22 protein-coding genes are annotated in these 25,512 nt (G+C 44.0%); 8 read left to right on the top strand and 14 right to left on the bottom strand.

All coding sequences use genetic code 11. From position 1 onward, the window contains the following. Positions 1-46 precede the first annotated feature (46 nt). The gene (cqsA, locus tag R7070_RS02750) at positions 47-1,228 is read left to right on the top strand and encodes an alpha-hydroxyketone-type quorum-sensing autoinducer synthase (RefSeq protein WP_053349163.1); all 1,182 of its coding nucleotides are present in this window, start codon (positions 47-49) and stop codon (positions 1,226-1,228) included. A gap of 103 nt (positions 1,229-1,331) precedes the next feature. Here the strand turns inward: cqsA and R7070_RS02745 are convergent, their stop codons facing one another. Then, positions 1,332-3,377 (bottom strand): response regulator, encoded by a 2,046-nt coding sequence (locus tag R7070_RS02745; protein ID WP_053303516.1) that lies wholly within the window; start codon positions 3,375-3,377, stop codon positions 1,332-1,334. 363 nt (positions 3,378-3,740) lie between these two features. Here R7070_RS02745 and R7070_RS02740 point away from each other — a divergent pair, with 363 nt between their 5' ends. Continuing rightward, positions 3,741-4,352: an HAD family hydrolase gene (locus R7070_RS02740; RefSeq protein WP_258495067.1), complete on the top strand. Its 612-nt coding sequence runs from the start codon at positions 3,741-3,743 to the stop codon at positions 4,350-4,352. A 96-nt stretch (positions 4,353-4,448) separates the two neighbouring features. Here the strand turns inward: R7070_RS02740 and R7070_RS02735 are convergent, their stop codons facing one another. Next, complete coding sequence (locus R7070_RS02735; RefSeq protein ID WP_005376525.1) at positions 4,449-4,997, bottom strand: GNAT family N-acetyltransferase; 549 nt, start codon at positions 4,995-4,997, stop codon at positions 4,449-4,451. Between the two features lie 271 nt (positions 4,998-5,268). Here R7070_RS02735 and R7070_RS02730 point away from each other — a divergent pair, with 271 nt between their 5' ends. Both R7070_RS02730 and dcuC read left to right on the top strand, forming a co-directional pair. Beyond that, positions 5,269-6,393, top strand: a complete 1,125-nt coding sequence (locus R7070_RS02730; protein WP_318103962.1) for an acyl-CoA desaturase — start codon at positions 5,269-5,271, stop codon at positions 6,391-6,393. Between the two features lie 359 nt (positions 6,394-6,752). Next, positions 6,753-8,120, top strand: coding sequence for an anaerobic C4-dicarboxylate transporter DcuC (dcuC, locus tag R7070_RS02725; protein ID WP_005376528.1), 1,368 nt, complete (start codon positions 6,753-6,755; stop codon positions 8,118-8,120). A 102-nt stretch (positions 8,121-8,222) separates the two neighbouring features. Here the strand turns inward: dcuC and R7070_RS02720 are convergent, their stop codons facing one another. Further along, positions 8,223-8,579: a hypothetical protein gene (locus R7070_RS02720; protein ID WP_005376535.1), complete on the bottom strand. Its 357-nt coding sequence runs from the start codon at positions 8,577-8,579 to the stop codon at positions 8,223-8,225. A 576-nt stretch (positions 8,580-9,155) separates the two neighbouring features. Here R7070_RS02720 and R7070_RS02715 point away from each other — a divergent pair. The 4 genes from R7070_RS02715 (at position 9,156) to R7070_RS02700 (ending at position 13,231) form a co-directional block, all read left to right on the top strand. After that, positions 9,156-10,388, top strand: coding sequence for an OFA family MFS transporter (locus tag R7070_RS02715; protein ID WP_005388232.1), 1,233 nt, complete (start codon positions 9,156-9,158; stop codon positions 10,386-10,388). 67 nt (positions 10,389-10,455) lie between these two features. Further along, the gene (locus R7070_RS02710) at positions 10,456-12,069 is read left to right on the top strand and encodes a VRR-NUC domain-containing protein (RefSeq protein WP_054729300.1); all 1,614 of its coding nucleotides are present in this window, start codon (positions 10,456-10,458) and stop codon (positions 12,067-12,069) included. A 163-nt stretch (positions 12,070-12,232) separates the two neighbouring features. Further along, positions 12,233-12,880, top strand: coding sequence for an AcfA family outer membrane beta-barrel protein (locus R7070_RS02705; RefSeq protein WP_230238018.1), 648 nt, complete (start codon positions 12,233-12,235; stop codon positions 12,878-12,880). A gap of 15 nt (positions 12,881-12,895) precedes the next feature. Continuing rightward, positions 12,896-13,231: a YgiW/YdeI family stress tolerance OB fold protein gene (locus R7070_RS02700; protein WP_017635355.1), complete on the top strand. Its 336-nt coding sequence runs from the start codon at positions 12,896-12,898 to the stop codon at positions 13,229-13,231. Positions 13,232-13,311: 80 nt separating this feature from the next. Here the strand turns inward: R7070_RS02700 and yegS are convergent, their stop codons facing one another. The 11 genes from yegS to R7070_RS02645 form a co-directional block, all read right to left on the bottom strand. Further along, complete coding sequence (yegS, locus tag R7070_RS02695) at positions 13,312-14,214, bottom strand: lipid kinase YegS (protein WP_054729303.1); 903 nt, start codon at positions 14,212-14,214, stop codon at positions 13,312-13,314. 8 nt (positions 14,215-14,222) lie between these two features. Further along, a complete protein-coding gene (locus R7070_RS02690) occupies positions 14,223-15,128 on the bottom strand; it encodes a LysR family transcriptional regulator (protein WP_213966176.1) in 906 nt (301 codons plus the stop codon). Positions 15,129-15,300: 172 nt separating this feature from the next. Beyond that, entirely contained in the window at positions 15,301-15,726 is a 426-nt protein-coding gene (locus tag R7070_RS02685; protein WP_005376542.1) for a bifunctional diaminohydroxyphosphoribosylaminopyrimidine deaminase/5-amino-6-(5-phosphoribosylamino)uracil reductase RibD, read from the bottom strand. Positions 15,727-15,775: 49 nt separating this feature from the next. Further along, positions 15,776-17,077, bottom strand: a complete 1,302-nt coding sequence (locus R7070_RS02680; protein ID WP_213966175.1) for a BatD family protein — start codon at positions 17,075-17,077, stop codon at positions 15,776-15,778. Further along, entirely contained in the window at positions 17,074-18,804 is a 1,731-nt protein-coding gene (locus tag R7070_RS02675) for a vWA domain-containing protein (RefSeq protein ID WP_213966174.1), read from the bottom strand. Before R7070_RS02675 ends, R7070_RS02680 begins: the two co-directional genes overlap by 4 nt. After that, positions 18,797-19,867 carry a vWA domain-containing protein gene (locus R7070_RS02670; protein ID WP_222716375.1) on the bottom strand — a complete coding sequence of 357 codons (1,071 nt, stop codon included), beginning with the start codon at positions 19,865-19,867 and terminating at the stop codon, positions 18,797-18,799. Before R7070_RS02670 ends, R7070_RS02675 begins: the two co-directional genes overlap by 8 nt. Continuing rightward, positions 19,860-20,438: a DUF4381 domain-containing protein gene (locus R7070_RS02665; RefSeq protein WP_054729304.1), complete on the bottom strand. Its 579-nt coding sequence runs from the start codon at positions 20,436-20,438 to the stop codon at positions 19,860-19,862. The genes R7070_RS02670 and R7070_RS02665 overlap by 8 nt, the downstream gene beginning before the upstream one ends. Then, entirely contained in the window at positions 20,439-21,401 is a 963-nt protein-coding gene (locus tag R7070_RS02660; protein WP_132937204.1) for a DUF58 domain-containing protein, read from the bottom strand. A 12-nt stretch (positions 21,402-21,413) separates the two neighbouring features. Then, entirely contained in the window at positions 21,414-22,397 is a 984-nt protein-coding gene (locus tag R7070_RS02655) for an AAA family ATPase (protein ID WP_005376549.1), read from the bottom strand. Between the two features lie 85 nt (positions 22,398-22,482). Further along, positions 22,483-23,784, bottom strand: coding sequence for an anaerobic sulfatase maturase (locus tag R7070_RS02650; RefSeq protein WP_213967546.1), 1,302 nt, complete (start codon positions 23,782-23,784; stop codon positions 22,483-22,485). Positions 23,785-23,890: 106 nt separating this feature from the next. After that, positions 23,891-25,417 carry an arylsulfatase gene (locus R7070_RS02645; RefSeq protein ID WP_318141085.1) on the bottom strand — a complete coding sequence of 509 codons (1,527 nt, stop codon included), beginning with the start codon at positions 25,415-25,417 and terminating at the stop codon, positions 23,891-23,893. Positions 25,418-25,512: the final 95 nt, after the last annotated feature.

The raw sequence follows: 25,512 nt of genomic DNA, 5'->3' as shown, positions 1-25,512 counted from the left end.
ATAAGTGTCAGCGCTGGCGTTTTTCCATATGAAGAAGAGATTTATTATGAGTGAAACTATACAAAGCAAACCACTTCCCTCCTTTATCGAGGAACGCCTAGATTTTTATATTCAAGATCTAATCGAACCGAATGAGAACAAAAAACACCTTGTTCTTGGTAAACGCCCACCGTGTAATGCCGTTGTCCTGCAAAGCAATGATTACCTTGCACTGTCTCATAACAAGGAGATTCAAAACGCGCATCGTGATGCGATTTCCCAGCACGATGACAACGTCGTGATGTCCGCGATTTTCTTACAAGATGATGAATCGAAACCTGCATTTGAAACGCAACTAGCCAGTTTCGTTGGTATGCCTAGTTGTCTACTTTCTCAATCTGGTTGGGCTGCGAATGTCGGTTTATTGCAGACTATTTGTGCACCGAACATACCTGTGTACATTGATTTCTTTGCACATATGTCTTTGTGGGAAGGCGCACGTATTGCCGGAGCACAAATTCATCCGTTCATGCATAACAACACCAGTCACCTAAGAAAACAGATTTCACGTCACGGTTCAGGGATCATTGTTGTGGATTCGGTTTACAGCACTATCGGGACCATCGCTCCTCTACGTGATATCTACGAAATAGCACAGGAGTTTGACTGCGGCCTGGTTGTAGATGAATCACACTCTTTAGGTACACACGGTCCACAAGGTGCGGGGATACTGCAGGGTCTTGGCTTAACTCATAAGGTAGATTTTATTACCGTTAGTCTTGCCAAGACATTTGCTTATCGTGCTGGCGCGATTTTAGGCCCAGAAAAACTGGCGAAGACGCTTCCATTTGTGGCGTACCCTGCAATATTTAGTTCTACCGTATTACCGCAAGAGATCATTCGGCTAGAGAAAACACTGGACGTCATAAGAAAATCAGATGATAAGCGAGATATTCTGTTTGAAAGAGCCAAGTCTTTAGCCGTTGGTTTAAAACGCATTGGATTTACTATTCGCAGTGAATCACAAATTATCGCATTAGAATGCGGCAACGAGAGAAACACTGAGCGAGTCCGCGACTTTCTCGAAGAGCGAAATGTTTACGGCGCAGTGTTTTGCCGCCCTGCAACTGGAAGGAACAAAAACATCATCCGTTTTTCAGTCAATGCAGACATGACAGCTGCTGAAGTTGATCATGTACTCACTGTCTGCCAACAAGCATTTGCACACCCTGACTTAGAGTTTGTGTAAGTTAGTGTGTAGATAAAACTAAAGAGCTCAACAGTTTTGCTGAGCTCTTTATTCGTGTTATTCGTTGTGAGCAACTCGCCTCAAGAAAACAAGTCGCGAATGATTAGATCCAGTTTGCGATTTTATCGAACAAACGATTTTTATCCGCCGGTTTTACGATGAAGTCAGACATACCCGAAGACCCAATTTTGTCCAACGTGACAGGTGAACTATCCCCTGTATGCGCAATAATAGGTACCGACGCATAGTTTTTATCCGAGCTTCGAATTCGCCTAGACGCTTCTACACCATCCATAATTGGCATTTCGATATCCATCAGAATGAGATCAACATCTTCTTGCTCTAGTGTATCCAGAGCCTGCTGCCCGTCTTCTTTCTGAATCACTTCAAAGCCTTGCTTTTCAAGTAACATTGCCGTGAATTTACGCAAAGATTCATTATCATCCACGACCATAATTGTGCGCTTATTTGAATTATCTAACGTCACCGAGGCCGTTGGTGTCGATACATAGCTTGAATCATATAAGAGACGCTCAATAGTTGGTTTAGTATTCAATAACCAGGCTTGCGTCTCGATCCAAATAGGTTCATATGCAGCCTTACGTGCTCTCTGAGTCGGATGATGCTCAAAAAGATAAACTATGCGTGCTTCAGTGAAAGACAAGAGAGATTCTAATCTATCCAATTGGTTTGCTCTTGGATCTAAGCTCTCAAGATCGATAAAAATCAGATCGAATTCGAACTCGTACTCTTTCTTTTTGAGTACTTGGTTGACATCTAAAATTGTCGAGTCAAAGCCCATAAAACGGCTAATATCTGTTACTTTAGACACCAAGATATCTTGGCTAGTCACCGTTAGAATGGTTTTGAGTTTAGTCAGATCGTTTTTGATTTCAGTAACGGTATCAGATGTCGTTAGTGGGAAAGTTAACGTAAATTGAGACCACTCCCCTAACTGAGATTGACACTCAATGTTCCCCCCAAATGAACGCATGACTTTTTTACAAAACGGTAGGCCCAAACCATAACTTCCTGATTTGCCGGTGGTGTAAAAGTCTTGAAAGATATTGCGTAGAACATCAGGAGCAATACCAGCACCATTATCGGTTACAACAATTTGATTAAAGCGTTCTGAACTTATCATGGATACATGTATGTGAAAATCTTCAGATTTACGGTGATGGAAGGCATTCTTGAAAAGATTATACATAACGTATTTAAGCAGCGTATCACTACCTAGAAACTCAAACTCACTTCTCGCATCCAACGATATGGCAAATCGATCAGTGGCACGTTTATAACTGAAGCTTTCAATTGCCTGTTCAACGACCGAGTGAGCTGAATATTTTTTGAAGCTAGAACGAGAAACTCGATTTTCATCAATCGAAGTCAGCAATAAATCGATGGTTTCATTACCCGATTGGATAATGTTCATTGCATCCTGACTCACTTCACGTAATAAGGTGACATCTTCTACACTCATGACGTACTGCTCTTTTCCTGCCTCTTTCATGTTGGGCAAGATCGACTGGATAACATCTATTGAAGTGCAAAGCCCACTCAACGGGTTACGCATTTCATGTGCAATCCCTGCCCCGAATGATTTTGCCAGCGAGACTTTCGCTTCATGTTCAACTTGGTTACGAAAATAGAACAAATTACCGAAGACATAAATAAACAGAAAGATTGGCACATGAGTCCAATCCATGGTCAAGTCAAGATGGAACCCTTTTGCAACCCAAGCGAAGAATGTTGCTAAACCTATCCCAGCAAAGGTTTGAGCAAACATGACCCTAGTAACATGAACCAGTAAAATGTGTAAGAAAATTGCAGACATAAACGACATAACCCATACATTGGACCAGTCATTCATCAGTAACATATAAAAAAAGAAAAACGGTAAGCACAGCGTTATCGTCACTTGGTAGTAAATAGGAACATAATCTCTCCAAGTCGATGATAAGCGGTTTCTAAAAATGATGCCGAAAAACAATAACGAGCAAAACAATCTAAGAGGTAAATTTTCATAAGCCTGTGGAAAGGCAAACTCCCAGACAAAGTAGTACAGCGGAAAGCCAAGAAACCCCATCCAGCCAACGAGAGTTAGGTTTGGTTCTGCATATTGATAAACCTTACGTATCGAGTCCATATAATCTGTTTTGCTTACTCCGCCTGACGCACAATAGTGTGATTTTGATTCACTTTTATCGTTTTATTATTAACTAATTATATATTAATCATCATTTATAAGCAGCGCGAAATGACGTAAACAGCTCGCAATACTTATCTTTAGTTTCAATCTTTTAAGACAGCTACACTTGATTTACAACCAAATAAACAAAGTTGCATATAGTTTAGTGCAATTTTGCGATAATCGCTCTGTATCCAATTGGATGTTAATCTCATTTTGTGTAAGAAACTTAAGTCGCGCCTTTGGCACGACTTTCCAACGATTCAAAAACAGCACTCACCGCATATAGCGTGGTGAAGAACAATTGGCTTGGGGTGTGTTATGAATTCTGTCCAGATAAAAAATGTCATTTTTGATGTAGGTAATGTGTTGGTACGCTGGTCTCCAGTAGAAATCGTTCGCTTAACATTTGGTGGTTCCGTAGAATCAGAGAAAATGGCTCAGATGCTATTTTCATCACAAATCTGGAAAGATTTAAATAAAGGGACGATCTCCGAAAGGGAAGCAAAACAGCGTTATCAACGTGAACACCAAGTAACGACGGAAGAAATGGACCGCTTCTTTTATTATGTAAAACACACTCAAATATTACTTTACGGCAGTATAGAGCTGTTAAAACGAGTAAAAAGAGCCGGATATGGCGTATATGCGCTCACAGACAACATCAACGAAATTGTGGAACATCTTCGTACTACCTATGAGTTTTGGCCACTGTTTGATGGAGCAATCATCTCTTCTGAAGTTCAATTACTAAAACCACAAGCGGAGATCTACCAAACTCTACTTTCAAAGTATCAGCTTAACCCCGAAGAGACAGTATTTCTTGATGACATGCCTTACAATGTTGAAGGTGCCCGAGCAGTTGGCATGGCTGCTATTCAGTTTGAAAATGCTCAGCAATGTGAGCTCGAACTAAAAGCCATGGGGGGTTAACTTCTAGAAAGCTTTCAATAAAACATAACGTTAGGGTGCATAAACAAAAAAGAGCAGTGTTGAGACTGCTCTTATCTAATGTTTTAGAACGCTAGGTTAGGAGTAAATCACGTTTTCCTCAATCCCACTAACTAATGACTGGGCGTTCTTCCAACGGAATACTTTTTCTAACACCTCTTTGCCATCAGGTGCGCGCCAAGTTCGCTCTTGATCCTCTTGACCACCAATGTGGCGATAGAATTCAATCGCAGAAATGTTTTGCGACACAACTTCTAAATAAAGACCTGTGTCTTTAAAGTACTGCTGTTGCCATTCTGCGACAGCAAGTAATAGCTGCTTACCAATCCCACGACCACGGTAACTGTCATCAACATGCAATGCGTCAATAAAGGTTCCACGCTCGAAATCATGGTTGCCGAACACACAAACAAAGCCAAGTAGCAAACCTCCCTCCTCCGCCAAGACAATGTGCTGATTGAATGGTGGGTTGGTCAAACGGGTTTGCCAAATCAGTAGTTTGTCGTCAATCGCTTCTTTCTCAAGATAGTTATCACTAAGAATGCCACGGTAATGACGCTTCCAGCTATCCGCATGAAGATGCGCAATGCGCTCGTAGTCCTTATATTCCGCTAATCGTAAATCCATTACGTATTCCTATTTTCTTACATTTTTGCTTCTTTATAGAGTCTCGGTATATTCCACCTTTATAACACTTGTTTCTTGGCAGATTTTATACACCTTAAGCCAGAGCTCATTTTTTAATACTACTCATTATTCAATTAAAAGCAAAATATCCCATCAAGTTCCTTAATCTACACCCAAAGGAATAGTCACATTTGTCTAACTTTAATTTGACTTACATGTGTACGCTGATATTCTAGCGAACAGTTGTTAGCTCAAAGTTAGGGATACACCTGTGACTCAAAACAAACCACCTGTTATCTGGTTGAATACATTAATATTTTCTGCCAGTTTTGTTCTGACTTTTATTGTAATGCCTTGGTATGCATATCATTTTGGACTAGGTTGGGAACATCTAATTTGGGGAGTGATTGCATTTAGTTTTACTAACCTTTCTATTACAGCAGGCTATCATCGTCTCTGGAGCCACAAAACATACGAAGCTCATCCTATTTTGCGCGCCATTTTTGCGATTGGAGGAGCATTTTCTTTGCAAAATAGTGCATTACATTGGTCTTCTGATCATCGTGTGCATCACAAACATGTCGACAATAACGATAAAGATCCGTACTCAGCCAAGCGGGGTTTTTGGTATTCTCACATTGGGTGGATGTTACGTGATTACAATAAATCAAAGGAAAACGAATATACAAACTGCCGTGACCTAAAGCGCGACAAAATCGTCATGTGGCAGCATAAGTATTATGTTCCACTTGCCCTACTGACTAATATTGGTTTCCCAGTCATGCTCGGACTGATCTACGGTGATATCTGGGGGATGTTATTGGTCGTTGGTGCGACTCGACTCTTTATGAGTCACCATACGACTTTTTTCATTAACTCCCTCGCACATATTTGGGGTAAGCAAACTTTCACAGACAAAAACACTGCTCGCGATAATGGTGTACTCGCCTTTTTCACATTTGGAGAGGGTTACCATAATTTCCATCATATTTTCGAGAATGACTATCGCAATGGCGTGTATTGGTGGCATTACGACCCAACGAAGTGGTTGATAAAGTCATGTTCTTGGCTAGGACTCACATCTAAGTTGCGCACAACGCCTACATTTAGAATTGAAAAAGCCCGTGCGAGTCAACTTTTGAAGAAAGCAAGAGAAAAGCTAGAATCGAAACCGAACACGCAAACGATCCTCGATCAGCTACAGCACGAGTTTGATACTCTAGTTCATCACATGCAGGAATACTACGAGATGCGCAAAGAAGTACTCGGTGCCAAAACTGCCAGTGTGGTAAAAAAATACGAATGTTCTGTAACGAAAATGAAGTACCAGCAAATTAAAGCAGAGTTCGAACGGCAGCAACGTAGTTGGAACCTTATGGTTCGTCGATACGCATAGTTTATCCTCATTCTTACGATTACTTAGCTTCGCTTCGGCGAAGCTTTTTTGTTGTGAAGAGTGTTTTCCAATAATTGCTTATTGAGTAAAGTCTTTTTCCTATTGTGAATCAATTCACTCATTATTCATTCACTTTCCTAGTCATATTTTCCTTCCTATAAATAGCTTCAAACCAGCACATAACACTTAGAAAACCAAATTCCAACAATACAATCTAACGAAATCATTTATTAAATTATTATTTGTCTCAGATCATGCAAGCCCCATATTTGTCTCGTGCCACAGCTAAGAATTCTGTAAATTCCTTGTCATAAACTGAAACAGTTTCTTTCTTTTTTACATAACATTCGGAGATCCCTATGTTAGAGCTCTTAATTGGCTTAGTGGTTACCATTGCGGTGGGTTACTTTATTGTCAAAGGCTATAAAGCTGCGGGCGTGTTACTGACAGCTGGTATTGCTTTACTTCTTATGACTGGCGTTTTGGGGCACGACGTGCTGCCGTCAAAAATCACCTCAACTGGTAACATGGTGACAGATGCGCTGGAATACGTGAAATACATGCTTCAATACCGCGGTGGCGGTCTTGGTATGCAAATCATGCTGCTTTGTGGTTTTGCGTCATACATGACTCATATCGGCGCGAACAACGTGGTAGTGAAACAGTTCTCTAAACCGCTTTCTGTCATCAAGTCTCCTTACGTCCTTTTGGTAGCGGCTTACATTGTGGCGTGTTTAATGTCTCTTGCGGTAAGTTCTGCAACAGGCCTTGGCGTACTATTAATGGCGACACTATTCCCAATGATGGTCGCGATGGGCATTTCTCGTCCAGCAGCCGTTGCAGTGTGTGCCTCTCCAGCGGCAATCATCCTTTCTCCTACTTCTGGTGATGTTGTTATCGCAGCAGAAAAGTCTGGTTTAGAGCTTGATGTGTTTGCGGTACAAACTGTGTTGCCTGTTTCTATTTGCGCAATCATCGTCATGGCAGCGGCAGCGTTCTTCTGGAACAAATACTTAGATAAGAAAGAAAATACGCCAATGGAAAAAATTGATGTATCAGAGATCAAAGCTGACGCACCAGCGTTTTATGCAGCTCTTCCATTTCTACCTATCATCGGCGTTTTCCTATTCAACGGTCGTACCATTCCAGGACTTAGTCTAGACATCTACACTATTGTGGTTGGTTCGATTTTCCTTGGAGCTCTGATCCATTATGTTGTAAATAAGTTCGATGGTAAGAAATCACTAGAAGATTTAGATTCTTGTTACGCGGGCATGGCTGACGCGTTTAAAGGCGTTGTGATGCTTTTGGTTGCCGCAGGGGTTTTTGCACAAGGTCTGATGTCTATCGGCGCTATCGATAACCTACTTCATCTCGCAGACAATGCTGGTGCAGGCGGCGTTGCTTTAATGCTTATTCTAACTGCATTGACAGTTGCAGCAGCAATTGCAACGGGTTCGGGCAACGCGCCTTTCTATGCGTTCGTGGAGTTAGCACCATCTTTAGCTGCTAAAATGGGATTAAACCCTGCGTTCCTAATTATCCCGATGCTTCAAGCATCAAACCTAGGCCGTACTATCTCACCAGTATCTGGCGTAATCGTTGCGACATCAGGTATGGCAAACATCAGCCCGTTTGAGGTTGTAAAACGCACATCCGTTCCAGTTCTAGCAGGCCTTATCACGGTGATTATTGGTACTATGGTGCTTGTTCCAATGAGTGCCTAACGGTATTGCCACGATCAAACTAAAAGCAATATCCGAACAAAATTACGTTTAATTAAAAACGCCAGCAAATGTGCTGGCGTTTTTTTATTCTAATGTGATGATTTACGCTGACTTAAATCGGTCAGGAATCTTAGTGATGCTCTCTCTGTAGCTAAACCATAAGTAGGTAACGGCAAGCGAAAAGAATAAATATGAAAGTGCGAATACGATTGGAGACGTGATTAATTCCGCGGACATTCCCCACATCACACCGACTACGGTTATCGTCAACTTAGAAAGCATACCGCAAATGAGTAGGAATAAAGCAAGCTGTGGAAAGCGCGAGCTGCGAAATGCGAAGAAATAACAGCTACCTACCGCTAAAGAAGCAATAGATAAGCCCAACATAAATGAATGGATGTGGTCTGCTGATGCGATACCAGCGGATACCGAAGCCATGAGTAATAGGAACAGTTTCATAAGTCACCTCACAACAAATCTAAAAAGCATCCCTTCATAAATGAAAACTCATTTTTCACTATATTCTGCGCCTAAAATCAGCAATTACAAGTTACTTTTTTGCTCACTTAATGAACACAAAAGCTAATCAGCTTCAATTATTACAAAAGGTTAACAATTAAAAATTAAGAAACCCTTTGCATCTGATACTTACGACAGCCAGATGATAAATTCGCCATTTTTGTTACAGATGGTTAACATGGAAACATTTTGAAATTTTTTATTTGAAATGTGAACTGTGCACTCAACAGCGTAAAACCTCTCTGTCTTGACTCATCATTCGTTATTAGTGAACAAAAAATGCCACTTTTTTACAACGTTCTTACTACATACAAAACCATGAATTCACATCCACTTTTAATGTTGCAAATTATTTTATCAGTAACCGTAAAAAGAGATTCCAATCACATATTTATTGGTTATAATCCGCGCTCATTGCGTTAAACGTTGAAAAACGCAAACTAATTTTGAGAAAAAACATCTTTAAACCAACCTTCTTTGCGGCATTGCCAATAAGAGGAAAAACTGAGAATAAAAATGAGCAAGATTGATAAAGCTATGCGCATCCTGTTAGCAGGGTTCTGTATCAACCTTTGTCTTGGCATCCTGTATGCTTGGAGTGTATTCAACAAGGCACTGGTAACTGAATCAGGCTGGAGTGCTGCAGAAGCTTCTGCACCTTACGCAACTGCAACCATCACTTTCTCTATCTGTCTTCTTATTGCAGGTATTCTTCAAGACCGCATGGGCCCTCGAATGATCCTTATCCTAGGTACTGTTCTTACAGGTCTGGGCATGATCGCTTCTGGCTTTGTGAACTCTCCACTAATGTTGAACATTACATTCGGTGTGATCACAGGTGCAGGTATCGGTTTTGGTTACGCATGCCTATCACCTTCTGCGATGAAGTGGTTCCACGCTTCGAAGAAAGGTATGGTTAACGGCATTATTGCGGCAGGTTTCGGTCTAGCGGCTATTTACCTTGCGCCAGTAACTTCTGCGCTAATAGACAGCATGGGCATTCAAACTAGCTTTATGGTTCTTGGTGTTGGTATCCTAGCGATTGCAGTTCCTCTTGCAGCAACCATCAACAACCCACCAGCAGACTACACACCTGCTGAGCCTAAAGTAAAAGAAGGCCAAGCACCTAAAGCGGTGAAAAAGTCAGATGACTTAACTTGGAAAGCAATGTTGAAAACGCCACAGTTCTACTCTCTATGGATCATGTACGCGTTTGCAGCTTCTGTTGGTCTAATGATCATTGGTAACATCACGACAATCGCAAGCGTTCAAGCAAACTTGCCAAACGCGGTTTACCTAGCGTCTATTCTTGCTGTATTCAACTCTGGCGGTCGTGTTGCCGCGGGTATGCTTGCAGATAAAATCGGCGGTGTTCGTACGCTTCTACTCGCGTTCGTTCTACAAGGCGTAAACATGGTGCTGTTCGCGACGTTCGACTCTGAGTTTACACTGATCATCGGTACAGCAATCGCAGCGGTAGGTTACGGCACACTTCTAGCGGTATTCCCTACTCTAACGGCTGAGTTCTACGGTCTGAAAAACTACGGCACTAACTACGGTGTGCTTTACACAGCATGGGGTATCGGTGGTGCAATCGGCGCAGCGGTTGTTGGTTTCTCGATGACAAATGGCGACGGCTACACCTTGGCTTACACAATTTCTTCAGCAATGATGGCAGTATGTATCGTACTAGCGTTCATCACTAAGCCATTGTCTGAAGCGAAAGTAGCACAGCTAAAAAACGCATAATTGCGAATTGATTTGATAGCAAAAAGGCTTAACCTATGGGTTAAGCCTTTTTTGTTATCGGTCGTTTATGGAAAGCCCTATCGAATTTGCACCAGACTACTATCTAGAGAACTTCTTTAAGCTGACTCATCACGCAGTAACTTGGTACAGCGATTTACTGACCAAGGAAGAACACGCATGGCTTTGCTCGTTTGATTCTTTGAGCAAACACGCCCAGTGCCTTTTGGTGCGTTTATACAGCCGAAAGGGGTGTTGGTTTCGAAGCGATAAGCTGAGTTATCAAGAAATACCTTCTATCAATGAAGCACTGGTAGAATTGAGTCAGCATGAGTTTGTAGCCCTTTCCCCACCCCTTTCTCATCAAGAGTTAGCGGCCAATTTACTGACCAAACCAGAAATCTCCACACTTTATCCCGAACTGCCGAAATCACTCAAGAAAGACGCCCTTGTCGAACGTTTGAGTAATGCGGAATTTGATCGTATAGAGAAGCTTGAGTTTACGATCGTCAAACTCAATTCAGCTCATATGATCGACGTGTTGCTCACTCTGTTTTTTGCCAACACCCATCAAGACTTAAGTCAGTTTGTGCTTGATGACTTAGGTTTGCATCAGTTCGAGCAATATCAATTGAGTAAAGTGCGCCGTTTCTTTGATTCACGTGAGCAAATAGACCGTTTAATTGAACTGAGCCAGTTGGCCAACCTGTACTGGCAATTTGACCGAAAAGACAAAGCCAATCTCGACTTATTAATTGAGGCAATGCCTCAGCCCGTTAAACACCGTTACGTAGATCGTAAACGCGAGCACATGTTGAATGACATAGCACGTGATTACGAACGGCTTAATGATCTAGAGACCGCCCTATCTCTATTTGGGCAAACTCAACTCACACCGAGCCGAGAACGACGCGCACGTATCTATGACAAATTAAACCATGATGATTTATTTGGTGACATTGTCACAGATATGCTTCACTCACCGATCGATGTGTCTGAGCTCGAAGTTGCACAAAAACTTGAGCAACGGTTAAAACGAAAACAAGGCGAGAAAGTGCCAAGAGTGACGAAGCCAACCTGTACGGAATACCGCCTTGAACTGGATTTATCTCAACAGAGAGTCGAACTCGCCAGCAAAGCGTATTTTGAGTCCTTAGGCTGGACTGTATTTTACGCCGAAAATGCACTGCTTAATGCATTACTTGGTCTCACTTTTTGGGATGCGATTTTCGCTCCCATCGAAGGCGCATTCATCAATGCCTATCAACATCGTCCTCTGGATTTGTACCATTCTGATTTTGTTACCAAACGCCAAGCTTTGATAGATGCGACGTTTGATGAGTTGGAAACGGGCAATACTCATACGTTGTTAACTAGGTACGATGAGAAGTTTGGTATCAGCAATCCATTTGTGCATTGGAGCTTAATAAGTAAAGAGCTACTCGAAACGGCACTCGATACAATCCCAACTAGCATGTTGGTGGCGCTATTTAAAATACAATTGAGTGACCTAAAGCTTTACCGCAATGGGATGCCTGATCTGATTGCTTTTAAAGGAAACGAGTTCGAATGGATTGAAGTAAAAGGGCCAGGCGATAAACTCCAAGACAACCAATGGCGTTGGATTAAAGAGTTTACTCGCCTTAATGTGCCATTTGCGGTGTGTTACGTCGCCGCAAGTTAACTCTCTTTATATAAAGAGCTTGGCGCATATTCATTAAAACAATTTCTTTTTTACCGCACCTTGCTCTTTTTCTGAAATATTTTTGTTTCTTCACGATCACTTCACGCTTCATCACACACAATGCGCTTCTACTCATTAAGTTGATTTGAAGAGGCAAAATAAAATGAACAAAACCATTCTTGCGTTACTCGTTACCTGCTCAGTTTCGGTATCTGCGGCTCCTTATGTAGGTCTGGAATATGGACTAGGCACCACTGACCATGACTTGGAACCTCACTTTTCAGCTGAAAATGTAACACTTAATCCAGAACTTGAGGATGGTATTTTCTCAGGTTTTATCGGTTACTCGTTTAATGACAATTGGGCAATTGAGCTAGGTTACAGCCAGTTTGACCTTGATGACGGCCGTTCTAAGAACCTTGGTATCAAGACAATTGATGGCAAAGATTACCATCATGAAATGGATTGGGATTCCTCGATCACAGCCAAACAAGTCTCGCTAGCACCAGTGTTTAACTATGCATTAAGTGATAAATGGACAACAAAATTCAAAGCGGGTTTAACTTACACGCAATACGACGCCAAGGTTGCTCAACATCAAGAATATGAGCTTGTCGTGAATGACGATGTGGAAATAAGCAACACGCTTTTCCATAGCTCAGAGAAAAACAACGAGTTAGGCGCAATGTTCTCTGTGGGCGCGGAATACCAAGTGTTGCCAAAGCTCACCATTGGCGCAAACGCAAAATACCAACTAGACAGCTACGCAAACACTGCATCCTTTAATGTAGGCACAACTTATTACTTCTAATATCAGGAGAGGATAATGAAAAGAGTATTGTTAACATCCATGCTTGCCCTACTTTCAAGCTCGGCTTTCGCCGCGTTTAATGGTCCAGAAGTCAGTGCAATCAATACGGTGAAAGAGGCGCGCAACGCAACCGACGACAGCGCTGTAGTGCTAACCGGGCATATTGTTCAATCATTTGGTAACGAGACTTACTTGTTCAAAGACAACACTGGTGAAATCGAAGTAGAGATCGACAACGAAGATTGGATGGGTCAAGAAGTGACACCAAAAGATACCGTAATGATTCGAGGAGAGGTTGACTCAGATTGGACAACTACGCAGATAGACGTTGAGACCATTCAAAAACGTTAAGAAGTTGACGATACCTCAACACAAGCAACACAGCCACATTTTAGTGGCTGTGTTAAGCAATAATCATGGAAAACGCTCGTTTAGCTAGTCAAGCAAGGACAATCTTGCGGTACGACTAATCGTATACTCTTAGGCTGAACATCAAATCTAATGGTTCTCGAATGATAGGGTTCTCCATCTAAATTAAGAGGTAATGGATTCGGGAAGTCTATCTCCAACCAGCTTGCTCTTGTGTACTTCACAAACTCTCCTTTCTCACTCGGGTTATTGATCTCGTCGATTACTTTAGGCAGCTCATGAGGTAAAAATGGGCGCACCAATGTTAGATCCATCAGCCCATCATTAATCATCGCTTTTGGAGCTAACTCTTGCCCACCTCCAGCAAGGCGCCCATTACAAAACGCACCGAGCAACATTTCTCCCTGATACGCACCACCTTCAATCGTTATTGTTCCGTCATATGGTTTAAAGCCAAGTGCTTTTACAACACCAGTTAGCGTGTAAGCTCCACCGCCAAGAAAGTTTTTGAGTTCAACAGGCGTTTCTGCTGTAACTTCTGCGCCAAACCCTGCTGTTGCCACGTTAATAAAGCAGCGATCGTTCGCTTTGACGCAATCGACCAAAGCGGACTGCCCCTCAACAGCAAGAGATAAAGACGCCTTAATGGAATTAGGTACTTGAATAGCGGCAGCAAAGTCATTGGCGGTACCAAGGGGAATAATGGCTAACTCAGGGCGTTTTTCTTTGACAATTTGAATAATCGCAGAAGCCGCCTCATTGACGGTCCCATCGCCACCAGCGACAACAATACGTTCAATGCCTTCATCAACCGCTTCTTTAACTAGCCGCGGCATGTCTTGAGATTCCCACGTCACACGCACCTGTACGTCGATGCCTTTTTCTCTCATTTTCATGATTGCATCTCTTAACTCTGGATTCCCAGCTTTTTTTCCGTTAAGGATGGCACGTATTGTCTTTTTCATTGCACTTCCTATTGGTTGATGACTTTTCCTGCTTGCTTAATCTGTGAACGTAACCACTGATGGGCGCTGTCGTTTGTGCGACTAGGATGCCAGATTGTACAAAGCTCATACATTTGTTCATCAAATGGCATTGATAAAGATTTAACATGATAGGTGTTATTGAACAAGTTGATCATCGACTCAGGCATTAAACCAATGTATTCACTACCACAAATAATTGGGAGCATTTCTAGTACGCCTGAGGCTCGATACTTAATCTTTCTCTTATCCAAGTCGACAATGTCATCGGCGTTTAACAAGCTCTTACGACTCTGCCACTGCGAAACCACTACGTGTTCTTCTTCAAAAAATTGTTCAGCCGTAATCTCATCATTCAGGCGTGGATGCGCTTCGCTACATACCACCACCAAACGCTCCGTAAGTACAGTTTCCAGTTTTAACACCGTTCTTGCTCTTGGTGTGATATCAATGATCAAATCGTAGCGTTGTAACCGCAGATCACTTTCAAAGTCTTCCGTAAAAAGCGGATGTACTTCTAATGCAACATTTGGCGCCGACACACGGATTTGTTTCATGACTTGAGGTAGCAACTCAAAGCTTGCAACGGACACACAGGCAATAGAAAACACTCTATTCGACACTTTAGGGTCAAACTCTCTAGAGGCTGATAATGTCGAAGTGAAATTTTGTACTGAAGCAAGAAGAGCAGGATAAATATCCATCGCGAACGAGGTTGGTTCGACACCTTTAACGCAACGATGAAACAATGGATCATCGTAGATATCACGTAGCCTTGATAGAGCTTTACTCACCGCAGGCTGGGTGATGTTTAAACGCGCCGCCGCCCGAGACAAGTTACGCTCTTCATAGATGGCAGTGAAAATGGGAATAAGATTAAGGTCGGTCGGTTTCATGCTATTAAATTTTTCAAAAGTCACTTTCTCTATTTTAATCTAACAGCATGATCCTTCACGTAGCCAAGTGCAATAAATGGGCGGTATCGCTTGTTTTAATGAGTTTTAACTCAATTTTGACGCACTTCATTCACCACATAAACTGGCACCATAGTGCAACGTAAAGCTTGACTTAGGCTTTGCCTAGGTAAGGGGTAAGAAACTCGCTGACTTCCTCGCCGCACAAACCCGTTTCTACCTCTATACCTGCTTGTTTTAGAATCTCAATACCTCGACCACTGTTGCGCGGGTCGGGGTCCAATATGGCTACGACGACTTTGCTTATGCCGGATTTGACTAATGTCACCGCGCAAGCTGGCGTGCGACCAACAAACGAACACGGTTCCAGCGTAACGTATGCCGTCACCGATTCTAACGAGCCTTGATACGCATTCAGCGCTTCCACTTCCGCGTGATTGCCACCAATCGCTTGAGTATGACCTTCAGAAACGATTTGATTGTCTTTCACTAACACGCAGCCAACCGGCGGGTTGGGTTGACATTCAGGAAGCGCATTTTTGGACACTTCCAATGCGCGGCGCATAAACTCTTGGCTCATTTGAACTCTATTCTTTAATAAAAACGAGGCGCTATATTAGCGCCCCGTTTTATTCATTGCCATCTCTTCCAATGACTTTGTCCAATTCTGGTAACGCTCGCGGAATACGGAATTTAAAGCGTTTTTGTTTGGTCTGGACTTTGCGCCACATCGACTTCAGTAAATGAGCGCTATTTTCACCATTTTGCATTCGCGACGCACTTTTTTGCCACGATTCACTCGTATCGGCTTTGGTCATTTCTAGCTCGGCCGTATTTAAACGCAATTGTTTGTACAATATGGTCCTTGCTTCAGACCAACGTTTAGCCTTTAACAAACGGTGGAACGTCAGCCATGCTGGTGTCGGTCTGTTGCGGTAGTAACGTTTAATGGCTACCAATGAAATAATCACAAAACCCAGCAACACAAGCGTGGAAACAATCCATTCAAAGTACGTTCTGATGAAGGACTTCAACGTGTGCTTCGCGGCAAAAGTTTTGCCCTCTAACATCACCGTTTCCACTTGCTGAGTCTTACTGTTCCACCAACGGAACTCATAATCCGGCAGGGTTAATTCACCACCTTGTTGAATCACGTACACGCTCTCTTCTGTGCGTGTTGACTGGTAATCACCACGTGTTTGCGTATCTGTCAAACGGTGGGGTTGAGGATACGCTTGATAACGGGTTGTTGATTCTCCTTTCAACAAGTCTGGTAGCAATACAGATAGTGAATCTTGAGCCGAAATGGTGATTTTACGCGTGATTGCATCCCCAACTTTGAGTGACTCAGTGGAGGTATCCCACTCTTGCTTTACCTCTACATCTGTTGCAGAAAACCAAGGTGTCTCACCACTCAGCAGGCCCGATGGCAATACGGTTTTGAACTTAATCGGCTGCGTGTAAAGTGTGCCTGACACCTTCTCGCCGTCCGGCGCCGACACCTGAACGCCCACTGCGACAGGTGGAATCACAAAATCACCAGAAGCTTGAGGATACAAAGTCACTTCCCAGCGTTGACGCGACCAAGTTTGTCCCTCTTTTTGCTCAGTAAAGTTGGTTGCTAGTTGATTACGCTGTTTGGCGATAACATTGGGTATTTCAATATTGCCAATTCTCGTACCACCCGTAAACCAACGCGGCGTTGCCACTTCGATGGTTAAAATAACTTGCTCATTGACGCTAAAACTTGGTGTTTTCCGCTTCTCTCCAGCCGTTGGTTGTTGACCAACCCACGCTTGTAACTCAACACCATGCTCTCGTTGAACGTCACGAATATCTTGAGCCAACACACTACTGCTCAGGAGGAAACCGAAACAGATAACTAACCACAAGGGTAAAGCAAAGTGCGTAAAACGGTGGCTTTTCATCATTGCACCGCCTCCTCTGTATTTTCGTTCGCAGTAGAGGTTGATTCTCCGGTTTCTATTGAACGCAATTGAATCTGAAACTTCGCATTTAAGAAGTATTTAGGATCCGCTTCGACTCGCTTTAACCATTTGTCGGCTAATTCTTGGCTACCTAAGATGTCGTCTGCACTTAACGTCTCTTTAATCATCAACTCCGCTGACGTTTTTTCATCCGCCCCTTCTGCGGTTTGAGGGTTATCGCCTAGCTCGGTTGATGCTTCTTGCTCCGTTCCTGCCTGACTCTCACTCATCCGGTTGATGTCCTCTACAATACCACCAATCACTTTCAAGTTATGCTCAACATCCGGTCTTAGCCTCTCGCTTAACGTTGGCTTGTTGGCTAGGGATTTTAACAAGTCACGTGCAGCCAAATATTCACGCTGACGCGCCAATGCACTCGCCGCATTATAAAGACCGTAATCTCGAACCTCTTCGGACGGGTCGTTTTGCATTTCCAAAAACGCACTGTGGGCGAGTTCAAACTCGCTAGCGTAGTAGTACGCCGTCCCTTTGCGTAATGGATCGACAAAGTGTTTCGCGGCTTCTAAATACGCTTGTTGGTTGAACAAACGCTGTCCTTGTTGATCTGGCGTTAGCCACAAATCCCACCACCATTGCGTCACCTTGTCGAAAGCCGTCACTTTTTGCACAACTTGTGGCTGCTCGGCTTTAACTGAAATGTTCTCGGCCAATGCACTTGTTGGCATCAATAACGTGCCGCTCACCATTACAATCACGCACCACTGCACTAACCACCCTTTTCTAAACCACAGCATCATGATCAGCGCGATTGGGAACAGAAGTTGATACCCCATGTCTTTCCAAGGCATTGAAGATTCGCCATTAAGCTGCATATTGCGCTCAACGTATCGATTCAGTTGCTCGATATCACTATTATCGACGGTCACTTCCACCAATCGACCGTTAGTCTGACTAGCCAGTTTTTGTAGAGAATCCAAATCCATTGGGTTGTTACTCACAATGTCAGCATTCCCTGCCGCAAGAATTAACAGTTGATAAGGTTTGCCCGAGAAATACGCTTGGTATTGCTCAATCGTGGCTGGATTAACGCCATCACTCACCAACAGAACGGTGGAGCCTGGTTGACCTTGCAATTGTTGGTCAATTAACGGCAATGCTTTTTCGGCAAGCTTACCTTGCACGGGCATAATTTCTGGCGTAATGGCCGCCAAAAACGGGTCAAATACTTTGCTGTCTTGAGTTATAGGCATCGCGACATGAGCACTGCCCGCGAACACGACTAAACCCGTTTTTCCGCCTTTTCGCACGGCTAGCAAATCGCGTATTTTCTGTTTGGAACGCTCAAGGCGGCTTGGTGGGAGATCTTTTTGCAGCATCGATTCGCTGTTATCAAGCACCACCAGCAGAGAGGCTTTATCTTCGCCAAAGGGGGAAGATTCACGTTGCCACGTTGGGCCTGCACAAATCACAATGGCGATGAACACAATCAGCATCAAGAGCTTAAGCGGCAGTTGCTTACGCCAGCCTCGCTCACCTATCGTCAAAGCATTGCGTAAATGTTCGGGCAGAATATCCTTCCAGCTTGGCTTGCTTTCTTCTCGCCAGCGTAACCACACCAAGAAAAACATGGGGACCAAAGCCAGTAACCACAGTGGTCGAATAAAATGAAACTGCGTAAAGAATTGCGTCCAACTAAGAGAATCAAACATCGCTCTCTCCTAATGATGATCGTGTAACAGCCCTTCTTTTAAGTGTTGCGACGCTGAACGCGAGCAAATGCATGATGACCACTAACGCCATCAAGTAATGATGAAGGCTTTGTTTTGGGCGGTATGTGGTGCTTTCGTAAAGTTGAGGTTCCAGTTTGCCAATTTCGTCATAGGCAGCCGATAGTTCATCACGGTTGAGTGCTTCAAACGCTTCACCGCCGGATTCTTTCGCAATGCGATGAATCGTGTCCATATCCAACGCGGTTTCACCTATCGTTTCCGGATCGCCCATCGCAATGACGTGTACTCTCACGCCTTTGGCTTTCGCAACTTTCGCCGCATCAATCGGTTCAACAAAACTGCCCGTGTCGTTACCATCGGTTAATACAATCGCGACTTTTTCACGGTTTTGATCTTGTTCTAAAGCACCACGCGACTTATCGCTTTGCTCAAAAACTTTAATCGCTAAGCCAATCGCATCACCAAGATGGGTACTCTGCCCTGCCATTGCCACATCGGTTTGGTTAAGCAGTTCGAGCCACACTTTTTGGTCTGCGGTAAATGGCGTTTGCACGAAAGCAGCATCACCAAAAAGCACCAAGCCTAATCGGTCACCTTTACGAGACTGAACAAACTCCGACAGCACTTCTTTTGCCGCATCAAGACGAGAAATTTTTTCGCCTGTACGTGAGGTGAAATCTGGCTCGGCCATGGAGCCCGAAAGATCCACCACCACCATCACATCGCGGCCTAAACTCGCGCGAACTTGAGGCTCGCCTAACACGGTGGGTTTTGTCATCGCACACACCACCAAAAGCCATGAAAGAATTAACGTTGCTCGCTGCCACCAACTCGGGGTCAACTGGCTTGCACCTTCTGATGGCGTCTCGCCAATCGCTTCCACCAGCTGACTAAAAAACGGCACTTTGATCGCCATTTGCTTAGTGCGATATGCGGGCACCAAGTAGTACACCACCAACGGCAAGGGCAAAACCAGAAACCACATTGGGTGAGCAAATTCAAAACCAGACAAACCAGTTATCGATGCAAGAAGATCATTCATGTTGACCTCCCTGATGTGCTTTGCGTTTCAATCGTGGTGATTTATTTGCCGCGCTTTTTTGAGCATCACAACGGTGCTCACTCACCCAGTTTTTCGCACGAGCAATAAGCGTTACTCGCTCTTCGTTGGTTAGCGTAACGCTTGGGTCAACAATACTTTGTAGCCAGCACTTTGAAAGCTCATCGTTAAAAACCATTTGCGAGTTTGCTTGAGAATCTTCGGTTTGCGGATACAGCGCATCGAGCTTGCGCAGAAAGGCGGTATCAAACAATTTCGCGTTGCGGCTATCAATATGAATCAGCACTACTTTAAGCACAGAGAACAATACTTTTGGCATGTCTTTGTCGCTCGATTTGATTTGCGAAATCGCCAGTAGAGCTTCTTTTCGGTAACGATTATGCCACCATTGCCGAGCCAATCGATATACGACATACACCAATGCAATGAGCACAACCGCCGCTAAAATTTTCCAGCCAATAGTTTGCGGGTACCAACTCACGCTGGGTGGTACAGCCACATCATGCAGCTCTCTGAGTATGTAGGTACTCGGAGGCGTAGGAAGATCACTCATTTAACGCCCTCCTACCAGTTTTTGGAATTGTTTAATGTGCTCACCTGTCGTATCGAGTTCGATGTGCGGAAGGTGTTTCATCGCCATAAGTTGAGAGAGTGATTGACGCTGTAAGCTAGTTCGAGCCTCAAGCTTTGCGCTCGCAGCTTCTACCTTTGCTTTGCTGTCTAAATTGAGTTGATACTGCCCATCACCAACCACCCATTTCGATTTTGCCAAATCGTCTGGTAGCGCTTGTTCTAATGGGTCACTGACCATCACTGCAAGAACATCGTTGTGCTGTTGTAGCTGTTTAAGGTGATCAAGATGGTGCTCCTCGCAGTCGCTCCAGTCGCTGATAAAAATCAAAGTGGATTGCTTGAGCTTCATGCGTTTAATAAGCTCAATCCATTGACTGAACGTTGCTTTTTCGGAATTGCGGGAGTCCACATTGAGCGATTGATTGGCTTTAGCGAGACGTTTAAGTTGCGCCAGAAGATCGTTTTGCGAACGCTGTGCCTTGCTGTGAAACAACGCCTGCTGGGATGCGATGACAAAACCGACTCGGTCGCCATCTTTTAATACTCGCCACCCACACATCGCTGCGATCTCTGCCGCGACAACTGATTTCATTACTTGCGTCGAAGCAAAAAACATTGTGCTTCTCTGGTCGACACACACGATTACGTTGCGATCTTTTTCTTCTGTATAACTGCGTACATGCGGCTTACCCGTACGCATCGTAACTTTCCAATCAAGGTTACGAATATCGTCACCCAATTGGTAATGGCGCAGCTCTTCGAAGTTCAATCCACGACCGCGAAACAACGAATTGTGTCGGCCAGAGAGTACGCTACCCGCCTTTAGGTGAGGAAGTAAACTGAATGATTCTGCTTGTGCTTGCAGACGTACTAAACGAGCGTAATCGCAGTACAAACGGGGATCCATCCCCTGTGATTTTGGCGCAAGAGTTGGCTTAGCCATAATGCCTCCCACTTACCCAATTTCTACACAATCTAGCAGCTCTTGTACGACTCGTTGGTGATCGACTCCGTCTGCTAGTGCGTCGTAGGTCAAAGAAAAACGGTGGCCCAATACAGACGGAACCATGGCACGCACATCGTCAGGAGTCACATGGTCACGTCCTTGCATCCACGCATACGCACGAGCGCATTTGTCGAGTGCGATGGAAGCACGAGGACTAGAGCCAATCTCAATCCATTTTGCTAAGTTTGAATCGGCATAACGCTCTGGCTTACGAGTCGCCATCACTAACGCAACGATGTAGTTTTCCACTAGGTCCGATACCACGATGTTTGGTAACTGACGGCGCGCTTCTAGCACCACGTCTGGCTCAATGTGTTTTGGCGTAATAATTTCGCTGCTGGTTTCCGCACCCAATTCTTCACTGCGCACCAAACGAATGATGTCACGTTCGGCGTCATCTTCTGGATAATCGACGGTAACCTTCATGATAAAGCGGTCCATTTGCGCTTCTGGCAGTGGGTACGTGCCCTCTTGCTCTACTGGGTTTTGCGTTGCAAGCACCATAAATAAGTCCGGCAATACGTGAGTTTTATCGCCTACCGTGATTGTGCCTTCGGCCATGGCTTCAAGCAGTGCCGCTTGTACTTTGGCAGGTGCACGGTTGACCTCATCAGCAAGTACAATGCTGTTAAAAATGGGCCCAGGTTGAAAGTGGAGTTGCGGCTTACCATCCAGCTCTTGATAAACCTCAGTACCCGTCACGTCAGATGGTAAAAGATCCGGCGTAAACTGGATTCGACCAAAACTGGTGTTTAACAAGTTCGCCAAAGATTTTACGGAACGTGTTTTTGCCGTTCCCGGTAAACCTTCTAGCAGAATATGCCCATTTGTTAATAACCCGATGACTAAAGCTCGAACCACGTGGCTTTGTCCAATGACGCTTTTTTCTGTTTGTTCGATGAGTTCTTTTATCGCTTGTTGTGCGTGGTTCATAGGATACCTTTTCAATGGTTTAAGCCGTCTTTTCGATATTTAAGTATAAGAACAAATGAAATAACTTAAGGTTATATTCACTATGTTATCTTTGCGGTTCTTGAGATTGGAGAAGTTGTGCAAGACCAACCAACATCGGTAACGCATAATCAAAGAACATTTTGATTCCCGAACACAAATAGTTTAGACCACTCTCACCATTCGGCGTTTTGATCAAACGGTTTTTTGGGCACTCACCCCAACAATAAGGCAAGTAAGGGCATTGCTTACAATACGTCGGCAATGAATCGCGTTTTGCCATGCCAAAAGTATATTGTCTTGTAGAGAAGGCCATTTCATTCAGTGAGTGTTCATGAATGTTGGCGAGTTTGTATTCTGGATACACATAGTGGTCGCAACTGAACACGTCGCCATTGTGCTCAATCGCCAACCCTTTGCCACAAAACTCCGCCGTCACGCAAAGCTGAGACGGTTTCCCCATTACTTGCGCCACCGCGGTTTCAAACAGATTAACCAGCACACGGCCAAGATCGTTATTCACCCACTCTTCAAAGGTCGCCATTAAAAAGCGTCCCCAGTCTTCAGGATCGACTGACCAATCCGTTACAATCGACATTGGATGCCCCGGTTTAGCCAGATCACTGCCTTTGGTTGGGATCATCTGTTCGTTCCAAAACTGCGGCGCGGTTGTTTGGAAGTTGTTGGCTTCTACCACCGGCGCAAACTGAATATAAGTCACACCCAATTCTTGGGTTAAAAATCGATATACTTCGAGCGGGTATTTCGCATTGTGACGATTCACCGTGACCAACGCGTTGAATTTCACGCCATGCGCTTTGAGCTTATCTACCGCTTTCATCACGAGATCAAACGTTGGCTTACCGCTGCGGGTTTTGCGATATTTGTCGTGCAGCTCTCGTGGTCCATCAATCGACAAGCCAACTAGGAAGTTGTGCTCTTTTAAAAACGCACACCACTCATCGTTTAGCAAAATGCCGTTGGTCTGAAGGTCGTTTTCAATGCGAACGCCTTTCGGCTGATATTTCTTTTGCAAAGCTACGACATTGCGGAAATAGTCCAACCCAAACAGCGTCGGCTCCCCGCCCTGCCATGAGAATACAATTTCTTCGCCATCCTGACTTTCGATATAGCTTTTCACGAACGCTTCCAGTGTTGCGTCGTCCATTTTTGGCTGCTTTTCTTGGTGCAGTAGATTTTCTTTATGCAGATAAAAGCAGTACTGACAATCGATGTTGCACTTTGCTCCGCCTGGCTTTGCCATCACATGGAATCGACGGTCATACGCGCCCAAAACCGGCGCTTTAGACGCCGTTTTAAGAGGAACAATAGGCATAGTAGTAGAATGGCGAGGGGAAATCTTACTCATACGTTTCTCACTATTACATATACCCAAATAACCTCGTGAGCGCTGTACAGCAAAAGTGAAGCTATTTGGGTATATAGCGCTCCAAAAAGCGCTATATAATCTTAATTTACTTAGAAGACTTAGGTACGAACGAACCTGCTTCCATACGAGGCGGGAATTCTTTGAATGTACCCATCACCTCTTTCACTGTATCCATTGCTGGCATCATTAAGAATGAACGCTCGTACATCCAACGAGAATAACCCATGCCTTGATCGCCTCGTTCAAATGGATCAATGCTCAAGTCAAAGATCAGTGGCACACGAAGTTTAGTGAACGGCTTACGCCATACATCCATACCCGTTTCATTCTCTTGAATCATAAAGTGGAACTTGTACTTTCCTTGGCGCAATGCCACAAGATCGCCGTCGTCGCTCCAGTAAACGAACTCATTTCGTGCGGATTTGTCTGACTTACCCGTTAAATATGGCAATTGGTTGTAACCGTCTAGGTGAACTTTGTAGTCCATATCACCAACTTTTTTGCCTTTTAGTAGTTCGTCTTTAACTTTGGTATCACCTGCCGCAGCAACTAGTGTCGGGAAAAAGTCCTCTAATGACATCATGCCGTTGAATGTTTTACCTGCCTCAATTTTTCCAGGCCATTTAATCAACATTGGCACACGGAAACTCCCTTCCCAGCCAGTGTTTTTCTCTGAGCGGAACGGTGTCATCCCTGCATCCGGCCACAAATCAACCATAGGGCCGTTGTCAGTGGTGTAAACAATGATTGTATTGTCATCCACACCTACCTCTTTGATCTTGTTAAGTAGCTGACCGATTTGGTCATCGTGCTGCTTAACACCATCCGCGTAGAAACCGGCACCTGTTTTACCTTGGTATTCTTCAGGAACATGTGTGAAGTTGTGCATGCGAGTGGTGTTAAACCAAGTAAAGAACGGCTTGTCCGCTTTTACTTGTTTTTCTATGAAGCTTTCTGCGGCATCAAGAAACTCACCATCAACATTTTCCATACGCTTACGCGTAAGTGGACCGGTATCTTCGATTTTACCGTCAGCGTAAGAATGGATAACGCCACGAGGACCAAATTTCTTCTTGAACTCCGGATCTTTAGGGTAATCCACGTTCTCTGGCTCTTCTTCTGCGTTCAAGTGGTATAGGTTGCCGAAGAATTCATCAAAACCGTGGTTGGTAGGAAGATGCTCGTCTCGGTCACCTAAATGGTTCTTACCAAATTGTCCGGTTGCGTAACCCATTTGTTTAAGCACGGTTGCAATCGTCGGATCTTTTTCCGAGATACCTTCCGGAGCGCCTGGTAAGCCCACTTTTGATAGACCTGTACGTTTTGGCATTTGACCAGTGATGAATGCAGAACGGCCTGCTGTCGAGCTTTGCTGTGCGTAGAAGTTAGTGAACTTCGCACCTTCTTTAGCAATGCTATCGATGTTTGGCGTGTTGTACGCCATCATGCCTTGGTTATAGGTACTAAGGTTCCAGTAACCAACATCATCACCAAAGATGACAAGAATGTTGGGTTTGTCCGCTGCATGTGCAACTGCAGATGCAGCGCCCAAAGCTAACGTACATGCGTTAAGTACGAGTTTTTTACTGCTCGTTTTGGTCGCATTTTTCATATTATCTCCAAGAGTTCGCTAGTGCGTAAAAATGGTATTCGCTTTTCAATACCATTGTTGATATAAGATAAAGCACTAATTTCAGGCGATAAATG

This window comes from Vibrio sp. 1557, assembly GCF_033340175.1.
GTDB classification, from domain to species: domain Bacteria; phylum Pseudomonadota; class Gammaproteobacteria; order Enterobacterales; family Vibrionaceae; genus Vibrio; species Vibrio alginolyticus.
This window is presented reverse-complemented; position numbering and strand designations above follow the sequence as displayed.

Coding starts and splice junctions, on each gene's coding strand:
- cqsA (WP_053349163.1), top strand. CDS start 47: ATGAGTGAAACTATACAAAGCAAACCACTTCCCTCCTTTATCGAGGAA.
- R7070_RS02745 (WP_053303516.1), bottom strand. CDS start 3,377: ATGGACTCGATACGTAAGGTTTATCAATATGCAGAACCAAACCTAACT.
- R7070_RS02740 (WP_258495067.1), top strand. CDS start 3,741: ATGAATTCTGTCCAGATAAAAAATGTCATTTTTGATGTAGGTAATGTG.
- R7070_RS02735 (WP_005376525.1), bottom strand. CDS start 4,997: ATGGATTTACGATTAGCGGAATATAAGGACTACGAGCGCATTGCGCAT.
- dcuC (WP_005376528.1), top strand. CDS start 6,753: ATGTTAGAGCTCTTAATTGGCTTAGTGGTTACCATTGCGGTGGGTTAC.
- R7070_RS02720 (WP_005376535.1), bottom strand. CDS start 8,579: ATGAAACTGTTCCTATTACTCATGGCTTCGGTATCCGCTGGTATCGCA.
- R7070_RS02715 (WP_005388232.1), top strand. CDS start 9,156: ATGAGCAAGATTGATAAAGCTATGCGCATCCTGTTAGCAGGGTTCTGT.
- R7070_RS02710 (WP_054729300.1), top strand. CDS start 10,456: ATGGAAAGCCCTATCGAATTTGCACCAGACTACTATCTAGAGAACTTC.
- R7070_RS02705 (WP_230238018.1), top strand. CDS start 12,233: ATGAACAAAACCATTCTTGCGTTACTCGTTACCTGCTCAGTTTCGGTA.
- R7070_RS02700 (WP_017635355.1), top strand. CDS start 12,896: ATGAAAAGAGTATTGTTAACATCCATGCTTGCCCTACTTTCAAGCTCG.
- yegS (WP_054729303.1), bottom strand. CDS start 14,214: ATGAAAAAGACAATACGTGCCATCCTTAACGGAAAAAAAGCTGGGAAT.
- R7070_RS02690 (WP_213966176.1), bottom strand. CDS start 15,128: ATGAAACCGACCGACCTTAATCTTATTCCCATTTTCACTGCCATCTAT.
- R7070_RS02685 (WP_005376542.1), bottom strand. CDS start 15,726: ATGAGCCAAGAGTTTATGCGCCGCGCATTGGAAGTGTCCAAAAATGCG.
- R7070_RS02680 (WP_213966175.1), bottom strand. CDS start 17,077: ATGATGAAAAGCCACCGTTTTACGCACTTTGCTTTACCCTTGTGGTTA.
- R7070_RS02675 (WP_213966174.1), bottom strand. CDS start 18,804: ATGTTTGATTCTCTTAGTTGGACGCAATTCTTTACGCAGTTTCATTTT.
- R7070_RS02670 (WP_222716375.1), bottom strand. CDS start 19,867: ATGAATGATCTTCTTGCATCGATAACTGGTTTGTCTGGTTTTGAATTT.
- R7070_RS02665 (WP_054729304.1), bottom strand. CDS start 20,438: ATGAGTGATCTTCCTACGCCTCCGAGTACCTACATACTCAGAGAGCTG.
- R7070_RS02660 (WP_132937204.1), bottom strand. CDS start 21,401: ATGGCTAAGCCAACTCTTGCGCCAAAATCACAGGGGATGGATCCCCGT.
- R7070_RS02655 (WP_005376549.1), bottom strand. CDS start 22,397: ATGAACCACGCACAACAAGCGATAAAAGAACTCATCGAACAAACAGAA.
- R7070_RS02650 (WP_213967546.1), bottom strand. CDS start 23,784: ATGAGTAAGATTTCCCCTCGCCATTCTACTACTATGCCTATTGTTCCT.
- R7070_RS02645 (WP_318141085.1), bottom strand. CDS start 25,417: ATGAAAAATGCGACCAAAACGAGCAGTAAAAAACTCGTACTTAACGCA.